This window comes from Herbinix luporum, from assembly GCF_900070325.1.
In the GTDB taxonomy this organism is placed as follows: Bacteria; Bacillota; Clostridia; order Lachnospirales; family Lachnospiraceae; genus Mobilitalea; species Mobilitalea luporum.
Genome location: NZ_LN879430.1, coordinates 728,755 through 749,500 on the forward strand (window position 1 = coordinate 728,755; position 20,746 = coordinate 749,500).

Annotated in this window: 16 protein-coding genes; 13 read left to right on the top strand and 3 right to left on the bottom strand. The window is 33.5% G+C overall.

The window, feature by feature from the left end; translation table 11 throughout:
- Positions 1 to 74: 74 nt before the first annotated feature.
- The 9 genes from SD1D_RS03355 (at position 75) to SD1D_RS03395 (ending at position 11,770) form a co-directional block, all read left to right on the top strand.
- A complete protein-coding gene (locus SD1D_RS03355; RefSeq protein ID WP_058257610.1) occupies positions 75 to 1,946 on the top strand; it encodes an alpha-glucosidase in 1,872 nt (623 codons plus the stop codon).
- 106 nt (positions 1,947 to 2,052) lie between these two features.
- Positions 2,053 to 2,679 carry a cyclase family protein gene (locus tag SD1D_RS03360; RefSeq protein ID WP_058257611.1) on the top strand — a complete coding sequence of 209 codons (627 nt, stop codon included), beginning with the start codon at positions 2,053 to 2,055 and terminating at the stop codon, positions 2,677 to 2,679.
- Between the two features lie 507 nt (positions 2,680 to 3,186).
- On the top strand, positions 3,187 to 3,852 hold the full coding sequence (gene rpiA / locus SD1D_RS03365; RefSeq protein ID WP_058259179.1) for a ribose-5-phosphate isomerase RpiA: 666 nt from the start codon (positions 3,187 to 3,189) through the stop codon (positions 3,850 to 3,852).
- A gap of 52 nt (positions 3,853 to 3,904) precedes the next feature.
- Positions 3,905 to 6,667 (top strand): ABC transporter ATP-binding protein/permease, encoded by a 2,763-nt coding sequence (locus SD1D_RS03370; RefSeq protein WP_058257612.1) that lies wholly within the window; start codon positions 3,905 to 3,907, stop codon positions 6,665 to 6,667.
- Positions 6,668 to 6,969: 302 nt separating this feature from the next.
- On the top strand, positions 6,970 to 7,836 hold the full coding sequence (locus SD1D_RS03375) for a hypothetical protein (RefSeq protein WP_058257613.1): 867 nt from the start codon (positions 6,970 to 6,972) through the stop codon (positions 7,834 to 7,836).
- A gap of 96 nt (positions 7,837 to 7,932) precedes the next feature.
- Entirely contained in the window at positions 7,933 to 8,697 is a 765-nt protein-coding gene (locus SD1D_RS03380; protein ID WP_058257614.1) for an MBL fold metallo-hydrolase, read from the top strand.
- 78 nt (positions 8,698 to 8,775) lie between these two features.
- On the top strand, positions 8,776 to 9,639 hold the full coding sequence (locus SD1D_RS03385; protein WP_058257615.1) for a MerR family transcriptional regulator: 864 nt from the start codon (positions 8,776 to 8,778) through the stop codon (positions 9,637 to 9,639).
- Between the two features lie 39 nt (positions 9,640 to 9,678).
- Entirely contained in the window at positions 9,679 to 10,245 is a 567-nt protein-coding gene (locus SD1D_RS03390; protein WP_058257616.1) for a GNAT family N-acetyltransferase, read from the top strand.
- A 412-nt stretch (positions 10,246 to 10,657) separates the two neighbouring features.
- Complete coding sequence (locus SD1D_RS03395) at positions 10,658 to 11,770, top strand: glycoside hydrolase family 11 protein (protein WP_058257617.1); 1,113 nt, start codon at positions 10,658 to 10,660, stop codon at positions 11,768 to 11,770.
- A 612-nt stretch (positions 11,771 to 12,382) separates the two neighbouring features.
- On the opposite strand, the gene SD1D_RS03400 is transcribed toward SD1D_RS03395, so the two are convergent.
- Positions 12,383 to 13,663, bottom strand: a complete 1,281-nt coding sequence (locus tag SD1D_RS03400) for a hemolysin family protein (RefSeq protein WP_058257618.1) — start codon at positions 13,661 to 13,663, stop codon at positions 12,383 to 12,385.
- Between the two features lie 354 nt (positions 13,664 to 14,017).
- On the opposite strand from SD1D_RS03400, the gene SD1D_RS03405 reads away from it, so the two are divergent.
- Entirely contained in the window at positions 14,018 to 14,632 is a 615-nt protein-coding gene (locus SD1D_RS03405) for a zinc dependent phospholipase C family protein (protein ID WP_087758746.1), read from the top strand.
- A 61-nt stretch (positions 14,633 to 14,693) separates the two neighbouring features.
- Here the strand turns inward: SD1D_RS03405 and SD1D_RS03410 are convergent, their stop codons facing one another.
- Complete coding sequence (locus SD1D_RS03410) at positions 14,694 to 15,209, bottom strand: flavin reductase family protein (RefSeq protein ID WP_058257619.1); 516 nt, start codon at positions 15,207 to 15,209, stop codon at positions 14,694 to 14,696.
- Positions 15,210 to 15,359: 150 nt separating this feature from the next.
- On the opposite strand from SD1D_RS03410, the gene SD1D_RS03415 reads away from it, so the two are divergent.
- The 3 genes from SD1D_RS03415 to lepB all read left to right on the top strand — a co-directional run bounded on the left by SD1D_RS03415 (position 15,360) and on the right by lepB (position 19,149).
- Positions 15,360 to 16,637, top strand: a complete 1,278-nt coding sequence (locus SD1D_RS03415; RefSeq protein ID WP_058257620.1) for a LysM peptidoglycan-binding domain-containing protein — start codon at positions 15,360 to 15,362, stop codon at positions 16,635 to 16,637.
- Between the two features lie 214 nt (positions 16,638 to 16,851).
- Complete coding sequence (locus SD1D_RS03420; protein WP_162287263.1) at positions 16,852 to 18,600, top strand: endo-1,4-beta-xylanase; 1,749 nt, start codon at positions 16,852 to 16,854, stop codon at positions 18,598 to 18,600.
- Positions 18,601 to 18,630: 30 nt separating this feature from the next.
- A complete protein-coding gene (gene lepB / locus SD1D_RS03425) occupies positions 18,631 to 19,149 on the top strand; it encodes a signal peptidase I (protein WP_058257622.1) in 519 nt (172 codons plus the stop codon).
- 171 nt (positions 19,150 to 19,320) lie between these two features.
- On the opposite strand, the gene argH is transcribed toward lepB, so the two are convergent.
- Positions 19,321 to 20,700, bottom strand: a complete 1,380-nt coding sequence (gene argH / locus SD1D_RS03430; protein ID WP_058259180.1) for an argininosuccinate lyase — start codon at positions 20,698 to 20,700, stop codon at positions 19,321 to 19,323.
- Between the last annotated feature and the right edge of the window lie 46 nt (positions 20,701 to 20,746).

Genomic DNA, 20,746 nt, shown 5'->3' on the forward strand with positions numbered 1-20,746 from the left:
CTGTTGTTCCTAAAGTAAAAAGAATAGATTTAGCAACCTGTATAAGATTACTAAGGAGAAGGAGTGCTGAGGCAATGCTTACAAAAAACAGTCGTATTAAGGAAATATATGCAAATCCGATTGGCCGTGATATTATTAATCGTGTTCTTTTACAAATGAAAATCAGCAAAAAAGCCATTAATAATCCAATCATTGGCAATCTGAAGATAAAAGATTTGCCCAAATTACTAAAAAACAGGTTGGACGATGAATTTATAGATGTATTACTTAATCTGTCAAATACTGAAAAGGAAATAGTAAGGGCTGATGAAGGCCCCATTAAAAAAGCTTGGTGGAAGGAAGCAGTATTTTATCAGATTTATCCAAGAAGTTTTAAGGATAGTAATGGTGATGGTATTGGGGATTTACAAGGTATTATCAGTAAATTGGACTACATAAAAAAGTTAGGAATTGATGCAATCTGGCTTTCACCAATTTATGATTCGCCTAACGATGATAATGGTTATGATATCAGAGATTACAAAAAAATAATGGACGAGTTTGGAACAATGGAGGACTTTGATCAGTTACTAGATGAGGTTCATAATCGAGGCATGGGATTAATTATGGATTTGGTAGTAAACCATACTTCAGATGAACATCAGTGGTATCAGAGGGCCATTAGTGAACCTGATTCTAAATATGGAGATTATTATATATTTAAAGATCAGCCAAACAATTGGACATCAATTTTTGGCGGAAGTGCATGGAACTACGTTGAGGAAAGGAATCAATATGCTCTTCATTTGTTCTCTAAGAAACAGATGGATTTAAATTGGGAAAATGAAAATTTACGTGCTGAGATACACGATATGATTAGGTGGTGGCTAGAAAAAGGTGTTGACGGATTTCGTTTAGATGTTATTAATTATATTTCTAAGAGCCATGGCATACCGGATGGCAGTGAAAGTATCGGTAAAGTGATGGGGCTTTATGGGATGGAACACTATTTCTACGGACCTAATCTCCACCGGTATCTACGTGAATTAAAGGAAAAGGTATTTATGCCATACAATGCTTTTACCGTCGGAGAAACTCCAGGAATAGGTATGGAGATGAGTAAGTTACTGACTGCAGAAGATCGAAATGAACTGGATATGGTGTTTTCCTTTGATCATTTAGAAACACCGGGTCACTATAAATTTGATGATTATAGGTATGATCTTAATTATTTAAAAAAATATATGATAGATTTGATGGAGAACTACGGTAATTGCTGTCATCCTTCGCTGTTTTTTGAAAACCATGATAATCCCCGTATGATATCTAAGATAAATCCAGATCCACAGTATAGGAATGTTCTTGGGAAGTTGCTGGCAGTAATTTTGCTAACATTACGTGGAACACCCTTTATATATCAAGGACAAGAGCTTGGCATGATTAATCAAGACTTTAAAACGATTGAAGATCTTAGGGATGTTGAGTCCTTAAATCTTTATAGGGAACTTACTAAGAGTATGGATAAAGATAAGGCATTTAAAAAGGTCTTAGCCGGTTCTAGAGACCATGCAAGAACTCCCATGCAATGGGAGGATCAAGAATATGCAGGTTTTTCTACCGGCAAACCATGGATTATGATGGACCATGATTATAAAAATTGTAATGTGGATGCACAGTTAAATGATGAAGATTCCATTTTGAATTTTTATCAGAAATTAATAGCACTTAGAAAAGAACATAATGTCATTCCTTATGGGGATGTGATTTTCACCAATAAAATGGTGAAAAACCTCTTCACCTATTATCGGAAGGATGAAAATGAGATTTTATATGTTGAAATAAATTTAAGTCCAAATAAAAAGAAAAGGGCAAAACTTCCGGAGGGAGAGAGGCTACTGTCGAATTATGAAGTGATATCCTTGTCACATTTGCAACCCTATGAGGCAAGTATTTGGAAAATTAAATAGAAAAAGCCTAATATTATTTTGTAATGAATGTTTTTCTAAAGCAAAATAATGTATAATATTTAAGAAAATTAATTATAAGTCTTTAGATAAACGAAAGTGAGAGCAAATGAAATATATAGATTTAAGTCACCATATAATAAATAATATGCCCGTTTATCCGGGAGATAGCCAGGTTAAATTATATCAAGATAAACACTTGGAGGAGGATGGGTATACAGGTTATAAGTTAGAGATTGGTATGCATGCCGGTACCCATATCGATACGCCAATGCATTTGTTGAAACAGGAGACATTTATTAATGAGATTTCTTTAGATAAATTTGTAGGCAGAGGCTGCTTACTGGATGTTAGAAATGAAAAAATAATTAAGTACAAAGCAGAATATGCAGATATTAAAGAAAATGATATTGTAATACTATTTACAAATTACAGCAAATTATATGGAAGTCAAGAGTATTACACAAATCATCCGGTGATTAGTAAAGAGTTAGGGACTTTCCTTGTTGAGAAGAAAATAAAAATGATAGGTATCGATATGCCCTCTCCAGATAGATATCCATTTGAGATTCATAAGTTATTTTTTGAAAATAATATTTTGATTATTGAAAACCTAACAAATTTGAATAAGCTATTAGAAGTAGATAATTTTGAAATTATAGCATTTCCATTAAAAATAGAAGCAGAAGCAGCTTTAGTAAGAGTAGTTGCAAGGATTGATAATTGTTATACTTAACAAAAACTTTAAGAAGATAAATGAAGCAAATGGTTTTTCGTCAACAGCCTTAGTATATTTCATAAGGTTGTTGACTTTTTTTAAAAAAATTATAAATAATCATGAATTTAATTTAAATATGTTCTTACTATAACAAACTGTGGTAAAATTTACACATTAATAACAAAAAACGAAGAAATAATATGGTTCTAATCTATAATTAATGTTTTTAATTGTAATTTAAGTGAGTTATTTACTTTATTTAAGAAATTTTAGTTATAATATTAGTTAATAGAATTTTTTAGTAAATGGCTATTGGGGGTAGGTAATGTTAACATATAATTATAGAAGGTAATTTTTTAGATTATGGTCTTTTCTTATGGAATCAGACAACAGCTGAATGGGAAAGTTTATTTGAAAATTACTTTACCATTAAAAGTTATAAAGACATATATTATTCGAAATATGATAAGTACAATAGATTGTTTTTACTATACAATAATAAAAAATAAGTTTAAAGGGGGAACTATGGAGGAAAAAAGAATTGCTGCAAAGCGGGCAGTTGATTATGTACATGATGGTATGATTGTAGGATTGGGTACAGGCACAACTGCTTATTGGGCAATTAAAAAATTAGCTTTAAAAGTTCATGAAGGACTAAATATAAAAGCAATTGCTACATCAATTCAATCTGAAGAACTTGCAAGAAAATTAGGTATTAGTTTAATTTCATTTTCTGATATAGATGAAATTGACATTACAATTGATGGTGCTGATGAAGTTGATTACAATTTTAATCTAATTAAGGGAGGAGGGGGAGCATTATTAAGAGAAAAGATTGTAGCAGCAGCAAGTAAGCAGCTAGTCATTGTAGTCGATCAGAGTAAGTTAGTAAACCGCTTAGGTTTATTTCCGTTACCGGTTGAGATTGTTAAGTTTGGACATGAAGTTACAATGAAAAATCTTAGCAAGCTGCAGTGTAAAGCAAAATTACGAATGAAAAATGAGAAGGTATTTGTGACTGACAACGGCAACTATATTGTTGATTGTCATTTTGATAGTATAGAAAATCCAAAGGAACTTCATAACAAGATTAACTTAATTCCGGGGGTTGTGGATAATGGCTTGTTTGTAGATATGGCAGATAAAGTCATAGTGGGTTATCAAAATGGAGAAGTAAAAGAACTATATTGACTAGTTATATGTAAACAAAAAATAAGAAAGGATACACGAAAGGAAATAGTATATGCTACAAATAAAAAATGTTGTAAAAACCTATGTTACAGGAGAATTGACACAGAATGCATTAAAAGAAGTTAGCATCAATTTTAGAAAAAACGAATTTGTTTCTATACTAGGACCCAGCGGCTCAGGAAAAACTACCCTGCTTAATATTATAGGTGGTCTTGATCGCTATAGCTGGGGAGATTTAATTATCAATGGAGTATCAACCAAGAAGTATAAGGACTCCGATTGGGATTTTTACAGAAATAATTCAATTGGCTTTGTTTTTCAAAGTTACAATCTTATACCTCATCAGAGTGTTTTATCCAATGTTGAGCTGGCATTGACCTTGTCAGGTATATCAAGAAGGGAGCGTAAGCAGCGGGCCAAGGCTGTTTTGAATAAGGTAGGTCTTGGGGATCATATTCACAAAAGGCCAAACCAATTGTCAGGGGGCCAGATGCAAAGGGTAGCTATTGCCCGTGCACTAATTAACAATCCAGATATACTGCTTGCCGATGAACCAACCGGAGCACTGGATTCTGAAACCAGTTTGCAGATTATGGATTTACTAAAAGAAATAGCAAAAGATAAGCTGGTTATTATGGTTACCCATAATTCGGATCTGGCTGAAAAATATTCTACCAGAATAGTGAAGCTTTTAGACGGGAAGATAATCGACGATTCAAATCCATATGAGGTGGAAGAAGAAGCTGTAAAACAGGAAAAAAGAAAGAAAGTATCAATGTCATTTTTAACTGCCCTGTCTCTTAGCTTTAATAATCTACGTACCAAAAAAGGCAGAACTATTCTTACTTCATTAGCCGGGTCAATAGGGATTATTGGAATTGCCTTGATTTTATCACTGTCAACAGGAATGAATGAATATATTTCAAAAGTACAAAAAGATACTATGTCATCATATCCAATAACTATTAGTTCTGAAACCATAGATATGGCTAGAATTATGGGAATGAACAGCGAGACAGTCGGAACAATTGAAGATAATACTAATCAAAATGAAGCAACTGCTGTTTATGCAGACTACAGTGATTTGGAAGCCAGTGAAATGATACTTTCTAGTTTTGTAAAAAATAACTTAACAGAGTTTAAAAAATATCTTGATGATCCTAACAGTGAAATCCATCAATATATCGGTGAGAATGGCATAATTTATACTTATAATGTGAGTTTTAAAGTTTATTCTCATGATGCAGACAAAAAGTTGATAGACAGTGATGTCTTACCTGAGGATATGTCCTCCGGAGGAAGTCAATCATCCGGTGGCAGTGGCGGTTTGAGTGTTCAATTCGGTACTTTTTCCGGTAATCAGCCAACTAAATCTATGAATTTTTCGGAACTTATGCCCGGTTCTAAGGGGGAAACTGTAAGTAAAGTAATTACTGACAGTTATGAGCTTTTGTATGGAAGCTGGCCGGAGAACTACGATGAGGTTATTCTTGTATTAAATGAAAATAACGGGATACCTGCCGAGGCTCTTTATCAGTTGGGTCTGATAACAAGAAAACAGTATGATGAGGCAGTAGAAAAAATAAAAAACGGTGAAAAAGCGGATGAAATCAGCTTTGATTATGAGGATGTCAGTAACCATAAATTTTATTTGCTTCCTGCCTGCGACCATTATATTGAAAATGAAGATGGTACATTTTCATATATAGAGGGAAGTGTTTTGAATGAAGCAAAGATACTGGAAAATGCCCTTGAACTTAAAATAACCGGTGTAGTTAGGCCTGTTAAAGATGCGGCAAATGCAAATATCAGAACTTCTGTGGCTTATACTTCAAAACTAACCGATTATATAATTAATCGTACTAATGATAGTGCAATAATTAAGGCACAGGAAGCTTCTCCTGATATTAATATTCTAAATAATATGAAGTTTGAGTCACCGGATGATGAAGCAAAGGCTGCAGATGCCAAGAAATATATTGCTGAAATGGGTATTTCCGAAAAAGCAGCTTTGTATAAAATGATGATGTTATACGGTACCGACAATACAAGAGATAATAATCCTAATAATACAGGCGGACAAATGGGTGGGGCCATGGCAACAGATGAAACCGGTATGGCAACAATGCTTGATGTATGGCTTGAAAATGACCCGGATAAAGAAGTACTACTGGCTTTCTACGATCAATACATCGCCGGTTCCACATATGAAGATAATATGAATTTATTTGGTAAGGTTAGTTACGATGCTCCTGCCTCAATCAGTATTTATACCGATAGCTTTGAAGACAAGGATGCAATTGCAACTTGCATAGAAAATTATAATGAAACCGTATCTGAAGATGTTCGCATCACTTATACTGACTATGTAGCCTTGTTAACCTCTTCTCTTAAAACAATTGTTAACGGCATTTCATATGTGTTAATTGCCTTTGTTGCGATATCGCTGATAGTCTCTTGTATTATGATAGGAATAATCACACATATTTCCGTTTTGGAAAGAACGAAGGAGATTGGTATTTTACGAGCCCTTGGTGCTTCAAAGCGCAATATTTCACAGGTATTTAATGCAGAGACCTTTATAATTGGCTGTTGTTCGGGCTTGCTAGGTATTGGTGTATCACTACTGACACTTATTCCGATTAATGCAATTATCCAAGCACTAACCGGTATCACTGACCTTTCTGCAAAGCTTCCGATAAATGCTTCTTTTGTACTTATTATTATAAGCATTATCATTACCGTAATAGGTGGTTTTCTACCTGCTAAGAAAGCAGCTAGGAAAGACCCAGTTATTGCTCTACGTACAGAGTAATGTAAATTTGCTACCTAGTAATTTTATATAAAATTGCGAGTTCCTCTATTAAATACAGAGGAACTCGCTACTGTGGAATGACAATTATTTAAAGATTGAAGATTAATATGTAGTTTTTAAATGTATAAATTGGTAAATAAAGCATTGACATATTCGAACGTATGTTTTATCATATAGCAAACACCATTATATGTAATAGTGGCATATGTTATATGGGCGGGACTATATATTATTGTGAGCACTGCCAAACCATATAAGTAATAAAAGTAATCATTCTAAATTACGGTAGAGAGAGGTAAATTATGAATTTTGATAAGGCGGCGGATTTCATATGGACAAATGGGCGATTACTGGAAAGAAGAATTTTTGAATATGCTTTCTTTCAGGGGTCTGAAAGTGCAGTATTAAATGCACTAAAAGCATATCAAAATGATGATGGTGGTTTTGGCCATGGCTTGGAACCGGATCTACGTGCTCCTCATAGCCATCCTCTATATATTGAGTTTGCCCTAAGAATTTTATATGAGCTAAATATACGAGATAGTGATTTGGCATATAAAGTATGTGAATATATCTCAAAGCATGCAGATTTTAAGAAGGGGATTCCTGCTATATACCCCTCATCAAGTAAATATCCAAGAGCAATTCATTGGGAGAATCCACAATCTGTAGAGCCTTCATTTAGCCGTTTAACAGGATTGGTTGGGTTGCTATCTTGGCAAGGTATTAATCATCCTTGGTTAGATAAAGCTATAAATGTCTGTCTGAGCAATATACGAACTAATAAATATGATGATTCTCATACAATATTAAACGCCTTTTGTCTACTTGAAAGTCTCCCTCAGACATCTGAAATTGAGGACTTGTATAATAAATTAAGCCAAGAATTATTACATTGTAATTTTTTTAACATGACACCATCTAATAATTATGGATTGACACCTCTTGATTTTTCCCCATACCCCTATTCATATTGCAGAAGAATATTTTCAGATACTATTATTAATAAACACTTGGATGATTTAGAAGCAAAGCAAGCAGCAGACGGTGGATGGGAAATCCAATGGGAAGCTCCCGGAAATATGGCTAAGCTAGAATGGAGAGCTTATAGAACTCTTAAAAGCTTATTGCTTCTAAAAGAATATAAACGTTTAGAGGGGAAAGATTAAATACTTCCTATTGCATTTATTTTTTTTAATATGTGTTGTTAAGTTTTATCTTGATAAAAAGCCTTGGATATAATTTATTACAGAAAGTGAGTTTGTATGGACAGTTGGTTTACAGTTGAGAAGATAGATAATGAAACTTATGTAATAAGTGAGTATAAACACTGGGAAGAAACCCATTGTTATTTATTAATCGGTATCGATAAATGTCTCTTAATTGATACTGGTCTTGGAGTTGGTAACTTACTTGAAGTCATTAATAGACTTACTGACTTGCCGGTAGAAGTAGTTGTAACCCATGTTCATTGGGATCATATAGGTGGACTAAAGTATTTTAAGAATATTGCTGTCCATGATGCTGAAAAGGAATGGCTTACAAATGAGTTTCCTATTCCAATACAGCTTGTAATAAAAAATCTGATTAGAGAACCCTGTGATTTTCCTACATATTTTAATAAGGATAATTATGAGATTTTCAAGGGGCAACCAACTGCTATATTACAAGATAATGATATTATAGATTTGGAAAATAGGAAAATTGAGATTATACATACACCTGGTCACTCTCCTGGACATATATGCCTATATGAGCCAGATAAAAAATATTTGTATTCAGGTGATTTAATATATATGGGTAAGCTTGATGCTTTTTATCCTACTACTAATCCTTATGAATTTATGAAGTCCATAGATAAAATAAGGAGGTTAGCAATAGAGAGAATATTTCCGGCACACTATAGTCTTAGTATTAATGTAGAGATTATCGAGAATATTGACAAGGCATTTAAGGATCTTTTTTATAGCGGGAAGCTTGCTCATGGAAATGGAATTTTTTACTTTGAGAATTTCAGCATTCATATTTAAATAGTGAGCTAATAACAAGATTTTTACTCTTGACTATCACCTTGGGTATTAGCTTATGCTATTTGTGAGGTGATAAAGATGTTAATAAATGAAGTTAGTAAAATAACAGGTTTAACTAAAAAGGCAATTGAATATTATACTGGACAAGGATTAGTATCCCCTAGTGTATTAGAAAACGGATATAGAAATTATAGTCAAAATGATATTGAATGTTTAAAGAAAATATCCGTTCTTAGAAAATTAGGAATAGGTACAGATGATATTAAAAGGATTCTTGATGATGATTCAGTAGAAACTTTGCACGAAATTTCTGTAAGAAAAGAATTAAGCATGGAAAGAGAACAGGCAAAACAAGCAATTTTAATTCAATTGAGTAATGGTTTAAGTTATTCTGAAGTAAGTTCAAACTTACAAGTGATTGAAAATAGCAAAACAATTACAGAAAAACTTTTAGAAGCATTTCCGGGATACTATGGTAGATATATTTGTCTACATTTTGCTAGGTTTTTAAATGAACCAATTATTACAAAAAAGCAAGAAGCTGCTTATAATAAGATAATTGATTTCTTGGATAATGTGCCTTCATTAACTTTACCGGAAGAATTACAGGGGTATCTATTAGAGGCAACACAAGATATTGGGACGGAGCAGATTTGTGAACTGCTTGATAACACAAAGAAATCTATAGAAAACCCTGAAGAATTTTTATCTTATAATAAAGAAATATTGGAACCATATTTGGTATATAGAAAATCAGATGAATACAAAAATTCTCCTGTAGGAAAAATCATGGAATTAACTAAAGAGTTTAATAGTACTAGTGGGTACTATAATATATTTATTCCGGCCTTGAAAGAATTAAGTAGTTCTTATTCGGAATATCATAATCAGCTGGAGAGAGCAGGTAAAATATTTTTAGGCAAATATCCAGATATTCAATAGTGTAGGAATTTTTGAAAGATTATATGAGGAGTTGTTATTATGGAACATAAGGGGACAGTTACTATAGAAACTAAAAGATTGCTTCTTAGGCGATTTAAGGAAAGTGATATACCTGCTGCATATAATAATTGGATGAATGATGACAAAGTTACAGAATTTTTAAGATGGTCAACTCACAAATCAATTGATGATACGAGAAAGGTTATTAAAGATTGGATAGATTTATATAAAAATAAAGATTTTTATCAATGGGCAATCGTACTAAAGGAAATAGATCAACCTATTGGTACAATTAGTGTGGTTAATATGAATGATAGATTAGATATAGTGCATATTGGTTACTGTATAGGAAGTAAGTGGTGGAATAGGGGTATTACTAGTGAAGCATTTCTTAGTATAATCCCTTTTCTTTTTTATGATGTAAAGGTTAATCGTATAGAAAGTCAACATGATCCTAACAATATTGCTTCAGGAAAAGTTATGTTAAAATGTGGTTTGAAATATGAGGGGATCTTAAGACAAGCAGATTTTAATAATAAAGGCATCGTCGATGCAGTTATGTATAGTCTTTTGGCTAGTGAGTATTATAATCAATTTAAAAAGTGATACCCTGATTAGCATATAGAGATACTCAGAAAGAAAGAGATTTATAACAGATAAAACTTAAAATATACTTATAATTATATATGCTTATAATAATATATATTTTTGTCATGATGACTATATTATTTCCTCCTTTTATGTTAAAAATATGTAAGATAATACTAATAAATGTTTTTAATTTTCTGTAATCATATACAAATATCATGAAATGATTTTTGTATAAAATTTACCAACAATAATATTGCACAAATAACCATTATATGCCAATATATTACTGTAAATATTTACCGTAACCTATTACTATGTGAAGTAGAATGTAAAGCTTTGAGGGGTTGCTTTGGATTCTATATAGTGATAGGACGTAGTTATTATTTATCGGGTGATTGGGTTCCCAATCGGAAAGGAGGAAAAATATATGAAGATGAAAAAAACCAAACTTATTGTATCTCTACTGATGATTTTGACTATGATGATGCCCGCTATGAGTGTACAAGCTGCTCAGACAATTTACAATAATGAGACCGGAGTTCATGATGGCTATAATTATGAGCTGTGGAAAGATTCCGGAAATACTAGTATGACCCTTAACAGTGGTGGTACATTTAGTTGTCAGTGGAGTAATATTAACAATGCATTATTCCGCAAGGGTAAAAAGTTTAACGAGACTCAGACCCATCAGCAAATTGGTAATATTTCTGTTACCTATGGTTGTGATTACCAGCCAAACGGCAATTCATATTTGTGCGTTTATGGTTGGACAAGTGATCCCTTGGTAGAGTATTACATAGTTGACAGCTGGGGTAGCTGGCGTCCTCCCGGGGCAACTTCTAAGGGAACGATTACAGTTGACGGCGGTACTTATGATATCTATGAGACTACCAGGGTTAACCAGCCTTCCATTAAAGGTACAGCAACATTCCAACAGTACTGGAGTGTTCGTACTTCCAAACGTACAAGCGGAACCATTTCTGTAAGCGAGCATTTTAAAGCTTGGGAAAACAGAGGAATGAGACTTGGTAAGATGTATGAGGTAGCTTTAACTGTGGAAGGTTATCAAAGCAGCGGTAGCGCTAATGTATATAGCCATACATTAAATATTGGTGGTAGCAGTGGCGGTGGACAAACACCTGTTCCTACACCTCCTCCAGGCAACGGTGGTGGTGGTACTACCACAAGAATGGAATGTGAGAACATGACTATAAGCGGACCTTATGCAGGAAAAATTGGTTCTCCGTTTAACGGCGTAGCATTATATGCTAACAATGATAAAGTATCTTTTAATCATTACTTTACCAGTGGAACTCACAGCTTCTCCTTACGGGGCTGTTCCAATAATTCCAATATGGCAAGGGTTGATTTACTAATTGGAGGCCAGTACAAGGGAACCTTCTATTATGGTGGAAGCTACCCTGCAGTATATACAATAAATAATGTTAGCCATGGAACCGGTAATCAGACGATTGAGCTGATTGTTACCGCTGACAATGGCCAATGGGATGCTTTTATAGATTATTTAGAAATTAAATAGCTCCTCCCATATAATCATATAATAAATGTATATAGTTTATATACTTGTTTCTTCTTAAATTGATCCTATGTCGTGTATTTGTGAAAATCCCGGTGGATTTTAATCCGCCGGGATTTTTTTATTGGCAGAAGAATAAATTTCAATAATAAATAACACATAAATTAAAACGTTCCAATTTTAAATGAATTTAATAAAGACATATAATTTCTGCTTATTTACTAAACATTTTATATAATAAAAGTGTACTATTTCTAGTTTTTTTATTGTTTATTACTTAATTGTTGACATAATTCTATTTGAAATTTATAATAATATTAGTTGGAACGTTCTACTTTTTTTATTCCTTACATTACATAATTATAACTTTATACATCCTAGAGAAAAAATAGTATATGAAATTTATACTAAATACTTTTTTGGAGGGGGCTTTAAATGAAGAAATCAACTAAGTTGATAATTGTAGCAATAATACTATTGATATCTGTATCAGCATGCTTCAAGTATTTAAAATAGAGCGAGATACAATAACAGATTTTTTCTGTTAATGTAACCCGCTCTTTTTTAATCTATTAAACAACTAACCTTCATAAGGGTCAAATAGTTGGTTTATATTTATGTTTCCTCCACTTTATCGGTGGCTTCTTCATCATTTTTTATAAGTATGTGAATCTTATCAATTCTATTTTTATCTACAGCGGCAACTGTATAGGTGATATTATTCTCTTCAACAGTTTCACCTTCCTCGGGAAGATGATCAAGAAGATAAATTATATGTCCGGCTATAGAGTCATAATCGTCAGATTGAATATTTAGATTTAAAGCCTCATTAATATCATCTAATTTAGTGTTGCCGTCAACTATATATTCATATTCAGATACTGATTTTATGCAGTCTTCTTCATCGTCATCATATTCGTCCCGAATTTCACCTACGATTTCCTCAAGTAAATCCTCAATTGTTATAAGTCCTGCAGTAGCACCATATTCATCTAGGACAATAGCTAAAGCAATTGAGTCTCTTCTCATTTCTATTAAAAGTTCAGAGGTCTTTTTAAATTCGTAGGTAAAGTAGGGTTCCCTCATAATATCTTGTATTTTAAAATCTTCTTTTTTCCCCGTATAGAAGAAAAGGTCTTTCAGATTTATAATACCTATAACATTATCTCGATTTTCTGAATATACAGGCAATCTTGTATACTTATCAACTGCAAATACTTGGACTAGTTCGTCGTATGAAAGATCTGCACTGGCAAAAGCCATATCAATTCTTGGCACCATAACATCCTTAGCTAAGGAATCGCCGAAATCAACCACATTATTTATTATTCGACGTTCTTCACTTTCTAGAACGCCATCATTATGGCTAACTTCTACGATGGATCTAAGATCGTTTTCTGTCATGGAGGATAATTCATTTAAATCAATTCTAAGGAGCAATAAAACACCGTTACATAGTTTATTGATGATAAATATTACAGGGGTTAGTAACTTGGTTAAAAATAGTATTGGCAAAGCTATTTTTAGAGCAAGCTTTTCAGCTTTTAAGGTTGATATCGATTTTGGAACAATCTCGCCAAATACTAAAATAATCAGTATCAGAATACTTATTACAAGCCATATCCATCTAGTATCAAACTTCATAGCTGTATAGGTTGTAATGGCAACTGCAGAAAGTTTAATTATGTTTTTATATATTAAAAAAGCTTTGTTCATTTTGTCATAATCTTCAAGTAGTAACAATGCAGCTTTTGAACCATTAATATTTTCGTCTACCAGACTTTGCATCCGAAGTTTGTTAATAGCCTTAAGTGCAGTTTCTGATGCTGATAAAAATGCAGATAAAAGTAATAGTATCAACAATATAACCGCTCGAGCGGCGTCACCAGAATCCAATAAATCATCTCCTAATAATATGTTAATAATTATTCCATATGATAAAATCCTATATTACAAGTCATATATAAAGCATCTATGATTTCATTATATTTAACTTTTTCATAAATGATTTTATCATATATGATTTATCATCTTACAGGATAAGGTATAAAAAGTCAATATAACGGCCGGAATTTCAGAGTTATTTAATAATTATAATGTAAATTTGTCGTAAAATGAAAAGAACTATAAAAATGACTATAATTACATGAATAAATCCTATTGTAATTATAAACTAAATGGTGTAATATCGACCGTATAGGTTTTGGCAATTTATAAAATGAAGATACAATATATAGATTGAGGTATGCAATGAGAAAAAAATCACATATATCCCTGGCCAAGTTTCTTGTTAATAACATGAAAGAACATAAGGTTATAAAGTATAAGAAAGCATTTTATCTAGGAAGTATTTTACCGGATTTAATACCTTCCTTTTTAACAAAACGTCATACATTTGAAGAAACTTTTGATATTCTTATAAATGAGATAAAAAGTATTACCATTAACTATGATGTAAGCAAGGGAGTAAGCAGGTATTTTGCCAGGCATCTTGGGGTAATTACCCATTATCTTGCAGATTATTTTACTCTACCTCATAATTCGACATATACCGGTACCATAACAGACCATGTTTATTATGAGAAAGAGCTAAAATATCAGCTGAGGGAGTATATCGAGATTGAGGATATTCATTCCAAAGCCATACAAGGACAGGTGCTTAATACTTTTGATGAAATAATTCAATTTATTACTAAGACCCATAAGGAATATCTTGAGGCTTTGAAGACGGTAAAGGAAGATATCCGATATATAATAGAGTTATGCAGTAAGGTGGTAAATGCGATTATTACCCTATTTGATATGACCTTAGAAGCTTTACAAACCGGTAGCAGTAACAAGGGACTACAACTAAATCAGATATAGTATACATAAAATTAAGTCTGCCATATTTTTCTTTAATTATGGCAGACTTATATTATTTACTTTAGTTGTGAAGAATACGAAGTATATCAGTAACTTCTGCGATGTATAGTGTGTGGTAATCTCCGTTACGATACCAGGTGTTTACAAGTTTTTCTTCTAAAAGACCGTCAGTATTAAGAGGTTGGCAAAATAATTTTTTGCATATTAGAACATGGTCTGCCTCATCGAAATAAGGAGTATTCTCATATCTTGCCAATGTTAATCCCGATTTTGTTATTTTATCCTCGTTACGGCCTGAAACTGTACCTAGATAGTTAAGAGTTTTCCTATATTTTTTATCAAGAAAGCTTAGAGAAAATGTATCTTCTCTATCAATAAATTCTTTTGTGTATCGTTGTGGTCTTATCACTATAAAAGCAACATTTTTTCCGTACATAACACCTAAGCCTCCCCAGGAGGCAGTCATAGTATTAACCTTTTCTTCGTTACCGGCTGTAACTAGCATCCAATCCTTCCCGATTAGTTTAAATGGATTTTTACGGAACTGATCTGCTGTTATGATTTTATATTGATTCATTTTATAATCCTCCGTCTAATTTATTGTTGTCATTTACTGATAATTATATGATACATTATTCCATTATGCAATGAGGCTTCCCTTATTTCACACACAAATTTTGTATGCATATATTGAATAATGAACTTTATCCATAAAGGAGTTAAGATAGTGATAATTCACGTTGTGCAGCCCGGTGAAACTTTAAATACAATAGCAGAACAATATGGTGTTACTCCTGAAAGATTGATTATAGATAATGAGCTGCCAAATCCTGAGAATTTGGTGGTAGGCCAAAGTATGATAGTGAGGATTCCCACGGAGGTATATACGGTACAACCGGGAGATACACTTGCCAGTATTGCTTCAAGTTATGATATTACCACAAAGGATTTACTTAGAAACAATCCATGGGCAGCAGTCGAATTAAATCCCGGCCAAACCTTGGTTATAACCTTTGAGGAAGAAAGTAAATTATCTAATGCATTAATAAATGGATATGCTTATCCATTTATTGACCGGAATACATTTAGAAAAACCCTTCCTTTTCTAACCTATCAATCATTATTTACCTATGGATTTACTCCGGAGGGGGACTTAGTGCCGCTTGATGATAGTGAATTAATAGGCATAGGATACCAGGAAGGGGTAAGACCCATTATGATGCTGGCACCGGTGAACGCTGAGATGAATTTTGATTCTCAAATTGCCCATGATATGTTTGTAAATGAAGCGGGCCAAAGTAGATTAATTGATAATATTGTTGCTACTATGCAGGAAAAGGGTTATGTTGGGCTTGATATTGACTTTGAATTTATTTTACCGGAAGATAGGCAATTATTTATTAATTTTATCTCTAATGTTAAGAATAGATTAGAACCCCTTGGACTGCTTACTTTCGTTGCACTGGCACCAAAAACATCCGGTGAAATGACTGGTCTTTTATATGAGGCTCATGATTATCCGGCAATTGGTGCAATTGCTGATATTGTTCTTCTTATGACTTATGAGTGGGGTTATTTATATGGTCCCCCCATGGCTACTGCACCTCTTAATAATGTACGACAGGTATTAGAGTACGGTGTTTCTGTAATTCCCCGTGAAAAAATTCTAATGGGAATACCTAATTATGCCTATGATTGGGCCCTTCCCTTTGTACAGGGTGAGTCCATGGCGGAAGCTATAACTAACCAAGAAGCAATTGCCCGTGCCGCCCGGTATGGTGTTACCATAGAGTTTGATGAAGCTGCACAGGCGCCATTTTATTATTATACTGATGAGCAGGGAGTACAGCATGTAGTATGGTTTGATGATGCCAGAAGTATGAATGCTAAGCTAGGCCTTATCCCTGAGTTTCAGATTAGAGGGGCAGGGGTGTGGCAGATAATGAATTTCTTCCCAGCCTTATGGATGGTGGTCAATGAATTATTTAATATAGAGATAGGATAGTACAAATAATTCAATAAGGTTTAAAAAAGGACAATATTTCCAAATTGTCCTTTTTTAATTGTAATTAATAATAAAATATACAAAAATATTGGAAAAATACTGTTTATGTGATAATATAGTGTTATAATGGTTTTAATTGTTAGTACAAAAGAAAGGAGAGGAAATATATACCGTTGTTTTTTTATTGGCAAAAATGGTATATGTGAAGGGAAGCATGAATAAGCGTACATATCGTATTTGCTGTTTTGTATTAATGATTATATTAACTTCAATGGTTCTTGGAGGGTGCAAAATTCTATTTCCTCAGGAAGAGGAGTTTATTGAGCTTACAAATCCGAATTCAAGTGATAATAAAGGCAATAATAAAAAAGATAAGAATAAAGGTGCCCAAGATGATCAAGATGATATAGATGAATCTAGTATGCATATGGGAACTGTGGAAGTTATACAAGAAGTAATATATGTAGAAGATTTTGAAGGTGAAACTACGGAGTTTACCCGCAGGGGTGATTCAAATATTGAGATTGTAAAGAATATATCTAATTCCGGTAAGAACTCTCTTTATATAAGCGGTAGAGCAGAGGCTTGGAATGGAGCCAAGCTAGATTTGACAGAAGTATTATTAGATGAGCAGAAATATATTATAAATGCTTGGGTATTATACGAAGAAGGACCGGATACTATACAGGTTAACTGTAAGATAGAAAGAAACGGTGATGATTATCTTGACGTTGCTTCTAATGTTGTAAATAAGGGTGAGTGGACTAAGTTAAAGGGAAGCGCTATAATTCCTGAAAATACCGATACTGCTATTATATATTTTGAAACAGATGAAACAGAGAAAGAAATAATCGATTTTTATATAGATAAGGTTATAATTAGCCATGAGTCAGTAAATGCAGATCGTGGTAACATACCTTCATTGAAGGAAGTATACAATGATTTGTTTACCATGGGTGTGGCGGTCGCAGCCAGTGATATTACCGGTGAACGTAAAGAATTAATCAAACAGCAATTCAACAGCTTGACACCGGCTAACGAATTAAAACCAGAAAATATCTTGGATTATGAAAAATGTATTTCTGATTCCAAATATGATGATAGTCCTGCTGTAAAATTTGATAAGATAGAGCCTATCTTAGAGTTTGCCAAAGAGGCAGAGATACCTGTCAGAGGTCACACATTGATATGGCATGATCAGACACCTAGATGGTTTTTTACTGAAGGTTATTCTAAGGACAAGGATGCTCCACTGGTGTCTAAAAAATTAATGTTGAAGCGAATGAAGAACTATATAAAACAGGTTCTAGAATATACACAGACCAATTATCCGGGACTGATTTATTGTTGGGATGTAGTTAATGAAGTTGTCAATCCAGGAGATATGGAGGAGAATGGACTTCGTACTAAGGGCAGTCTCTGGTATAAGGTTATAGGACCGTCTTATATTGAGAAGGCATTTGAATATGCCAGAGAGTATGCCGACCCGGATGTTAAACTCTTTTTAAATGATTATGATACTGAAGAAAGAGGTAAAGCAAGATATATTGCAAATCTTGTTTCAAGTTTACAGGAAAAGGGTCTAATTGATGGAATAGGATTACAAACTCATTTAGGAATTGAGATTCCTTCCTTGGTAGATGTGGATAGATCAATCAAAGAATACGGAAAATTAGGATTGGAAATTCATATTACTGAGTTGGATATGGACCTTACAGAGCATACAGAGGAAGAATTATTTAGGCAGGCTAGAAGATATAAAAGATTATTTTCATTTTTAAAAACAATACAGGAAGAAAAAGCCGCTAATATAACTAATATAACTTTTTGGGGACTTACCGATGACAGCTCCTGGTTAAATAAACCCGGCAAGTCCAGTTATCCATTACTTTTTGACGAATATCTGCTACAAAAACCGGCATTTTGGGGAGTTGTTCTTAATCCGGATATTCCCCTAGTTTAAATTTATATTCTTGTTATAAGGAGTGACTTAATGGGAAAGCGAATCATAAAAGAAATTATCAGCTGGGTCTTAGTATTTGGAATAGCCTTTCTTTTGGCATTAATTATTAATCGATTTGTGATTTTTAAAGTGGAAGTACCCACAGGATCCATGGAAAATACAATTATGACAGGAGATAAAGTTTTTACATTTCGCCTATCTTACCTTTTTAGCAAACCCAAACGGGGTGATATAATAGTATTTCCATTTCCGGATAATGAAGAATTAGATTATATAAAGAGAATAATAGGCACTCCAGGTGATAAAATTGAAATTCGAGAAGGTATTTTATATATTAATGACCAGGAAGTAGTTGAAGATTATATAATGGAGCCTATGGAAAAAGAAGATATGGAAGCTGTTGTTGTACCTGAGGGATGTTATTTCGTTATGGGTGATAACAGGAATTCATCCATGGATTCCAGGGTTTGGATAAATAAGTTTGTAGAGGGGGATAAGATTAAGGGCAAGGCTATATTTAAATATCCCAATTTTACCTGGTTAAATTAAAACTTAACTTCAATAAAAAGAGTTACTCTTATCTGACTTTATGTGTTTTAAGATAAAGAGTAACTCTAAATTTTTGCTTTTTATTAAATGGCTCTTTGTTGTTTTTTAAAGTTTTTATAAAAATTATTTATCAAGTTTTTGAATTTTAGGCTTAAAAACTTTTTAATGCAGTTAATTATTCAATAGATATTCTTCATTTAGGGCAATAACTTTTTCCATAGCTTCTTTACCTGGGGCACCGAGAGTGGATCTTTTGTTAACACAGCTTGTAAGACTGATTGCTTCATAGATATCATTATCAAAGACCGGACTTATGGCTTTGTAATCTTCTAAAGGTAATTGGTCTAAAGAAAGCCCTTTATCTATGCAGGTAAGTACAAGGCGGCCTATAATGCTATGGGCATCCCTAAAGGGGACACCTTTATTCACAAGATAGTCGGCAGCATCTGTTGCATTTATAAATCCTTTACTGGCACTTTCCTCCATAACTTTTTTGCTAAATTTCATAGTAGAAAGCATACCATCAAATAAGGCAAGACAACCCTTTACTGTATCAATTGCATCGAAGGTAAGTTCCTTATCTTCCTGCATATCCTTATTATATGCCAGGGGAAGTCCTTTCATAGTAGTAAGAAGAGATATTAAAGCCCCATATACCCGGCCTGTTTTTCCTCTTACCAGTTCTGCTATATCGGGATTCTTTTTCTGAGGCATAATAGAGGAGCCTGTGGAATAAGCATCATCTAGGTCAATAAATTGATACTCATTACTGTTCCAAATAATAATTTCCTCACTAAAACGGCTTAAGTGCATCATAATAGTGGACAGGGAAGAAAGAAGTTCAATAAGATAATCCCGGTCACTTACTGCATCCATACTGTTTAAGCTAGGACCGTCAAATCCCAAGAGACTTGCACAGAAATTACGATCTAGGGGATAGGTAGTTCCTGCAAGGGCACCGGAACCTAAGGGAGATAGGTTCATCCTTTTTTTTATATCATCCAGTCTTTGACGATCTCTTTTAAACATTTCAAAATAAGCACCCATATGATGGGCCAAGGTTACCGGCTGAGCTTTCTGCAGATGTGTAAATCCGGGCATAAAGGTTTCTGTATTTTCTTTCATAATCCGGTGAAGAGTAAGCATAAGCTTCTTTAGCAAATTATCAAGAGTTTCTATTTCATCTCTTATATATAACTTCATATCTAAGGCTACTTGGTCATTACGGCTGCGGCCGGTATGAAGTTTTTTACCGGTATCTCCGATTCTTTCTATAAGCTTTGACTCCACAAAGCTGTGGATATCTTCATACTCACCGGTGATTTCTAGGGTACCGTTTTCAATATCCTCCATAATATTTGTAAGGCCATCAACTATAAGTTTCTTTTCATCCTCCGATATGATTCCTTGCTTTGCCAGCATTGTAGCATGGGCAATGCTTCCCATAATATCTTGACGATAGAATTTTTGATCAAAAGATATGGATGAATTAAAATTATGAACCAGCTGATTTGTTTCCTTTGTAAATCGTCCTCCCCAAAGCTTCATAATTCCACTCCTTTCAAAGATAGTAAATTGGCAATCAGCCAAAAAGAGC

Coding starts and splice junctions, on each gene's coding strand:
- SD1D_RS03370 (WP_058257612.1), top strand. CDS start 3,905: ATGCTACAAATAAAAAATGTTGTAAAAACCTATGTTACAGGAGAATTG.
- lepB (WP_058257622.1), top strand. CDS start 18,631: ATGGGAAAGCGAATCATAAAAGAAATTATCAGCTGGGTCTTAGTATTT.
- SD1D_RS03410 (WP_058257619.1), bottom strand. CDS start 15,209: ATGAATCAATATAAAATCATAACAGCAGATCAGTTCCGTAAAAATCCA.
- SD1D_RS03405 (WP_087758746.1), top strand. CDS start 14,018: ATGAGAAAAAAATCACATATATCCCTGGCCAAGTTTCTTGTTAATAAC.
- SD1D_RS03380 (WP_058257614.1), top strand. CDS start 7,933: ATGGACAGTTGGTTTACAGTTGAGAAGATAGATAATGAAACTTATGTA.
- SD1D_RS03355 (WP_058257610.1), top strand. CDS start 75: ATGCTTACAAAAAACAGTCGTATTAAGGAAATATATGCAAATCCGATT.
- rpiA (WP_058259179.1), top strand. CDS start 3,187: ATGGAGGAAAAAAGAATTGCTGCAAAGCGGGCAGTTGATTATGTACAT.
- SD1D_RS03390 (WP_058257616.1), top strand. CDS start 9,679: ATGGAACATAAGGGGACAGTTACTATAGAAACTAAAAGATTGCTTCTT.
- SD1D_RS03385 (WP_058257615.1), top strand. CDS start 8,776: ATGTTAATAAATGAAGTTAGTAAAATAACAGGTTTAACTAAAAAGGCA.
- SD1D_RS03360 (WP_058257611.1), top strand. CDS start 2,053: ATGAAATATATAGATTTAAGTCACCATATAATAAATAATATGCCCGTT.
- SD1D_RS03375 (WP_058257613.1), top strand. CDS start 6,970: ATGAATTTTGATAAGGCGGCGGATTTCATATGGACAAATGGGCGATTA.
- SD1D_RS03420 (WP_162287263.1), top strand. CDS start 16,852: ATGAATAAGCGTACATATCGTATTTGCTGTTTTGTATTAATGATTATA.
- SD1D_RS03395 (WP_058257617.1), top strand. CDS start 10,658: ATGAAGATGAAAAAAACCAAACTTATTGTATCTCTACTGATGATTTTG.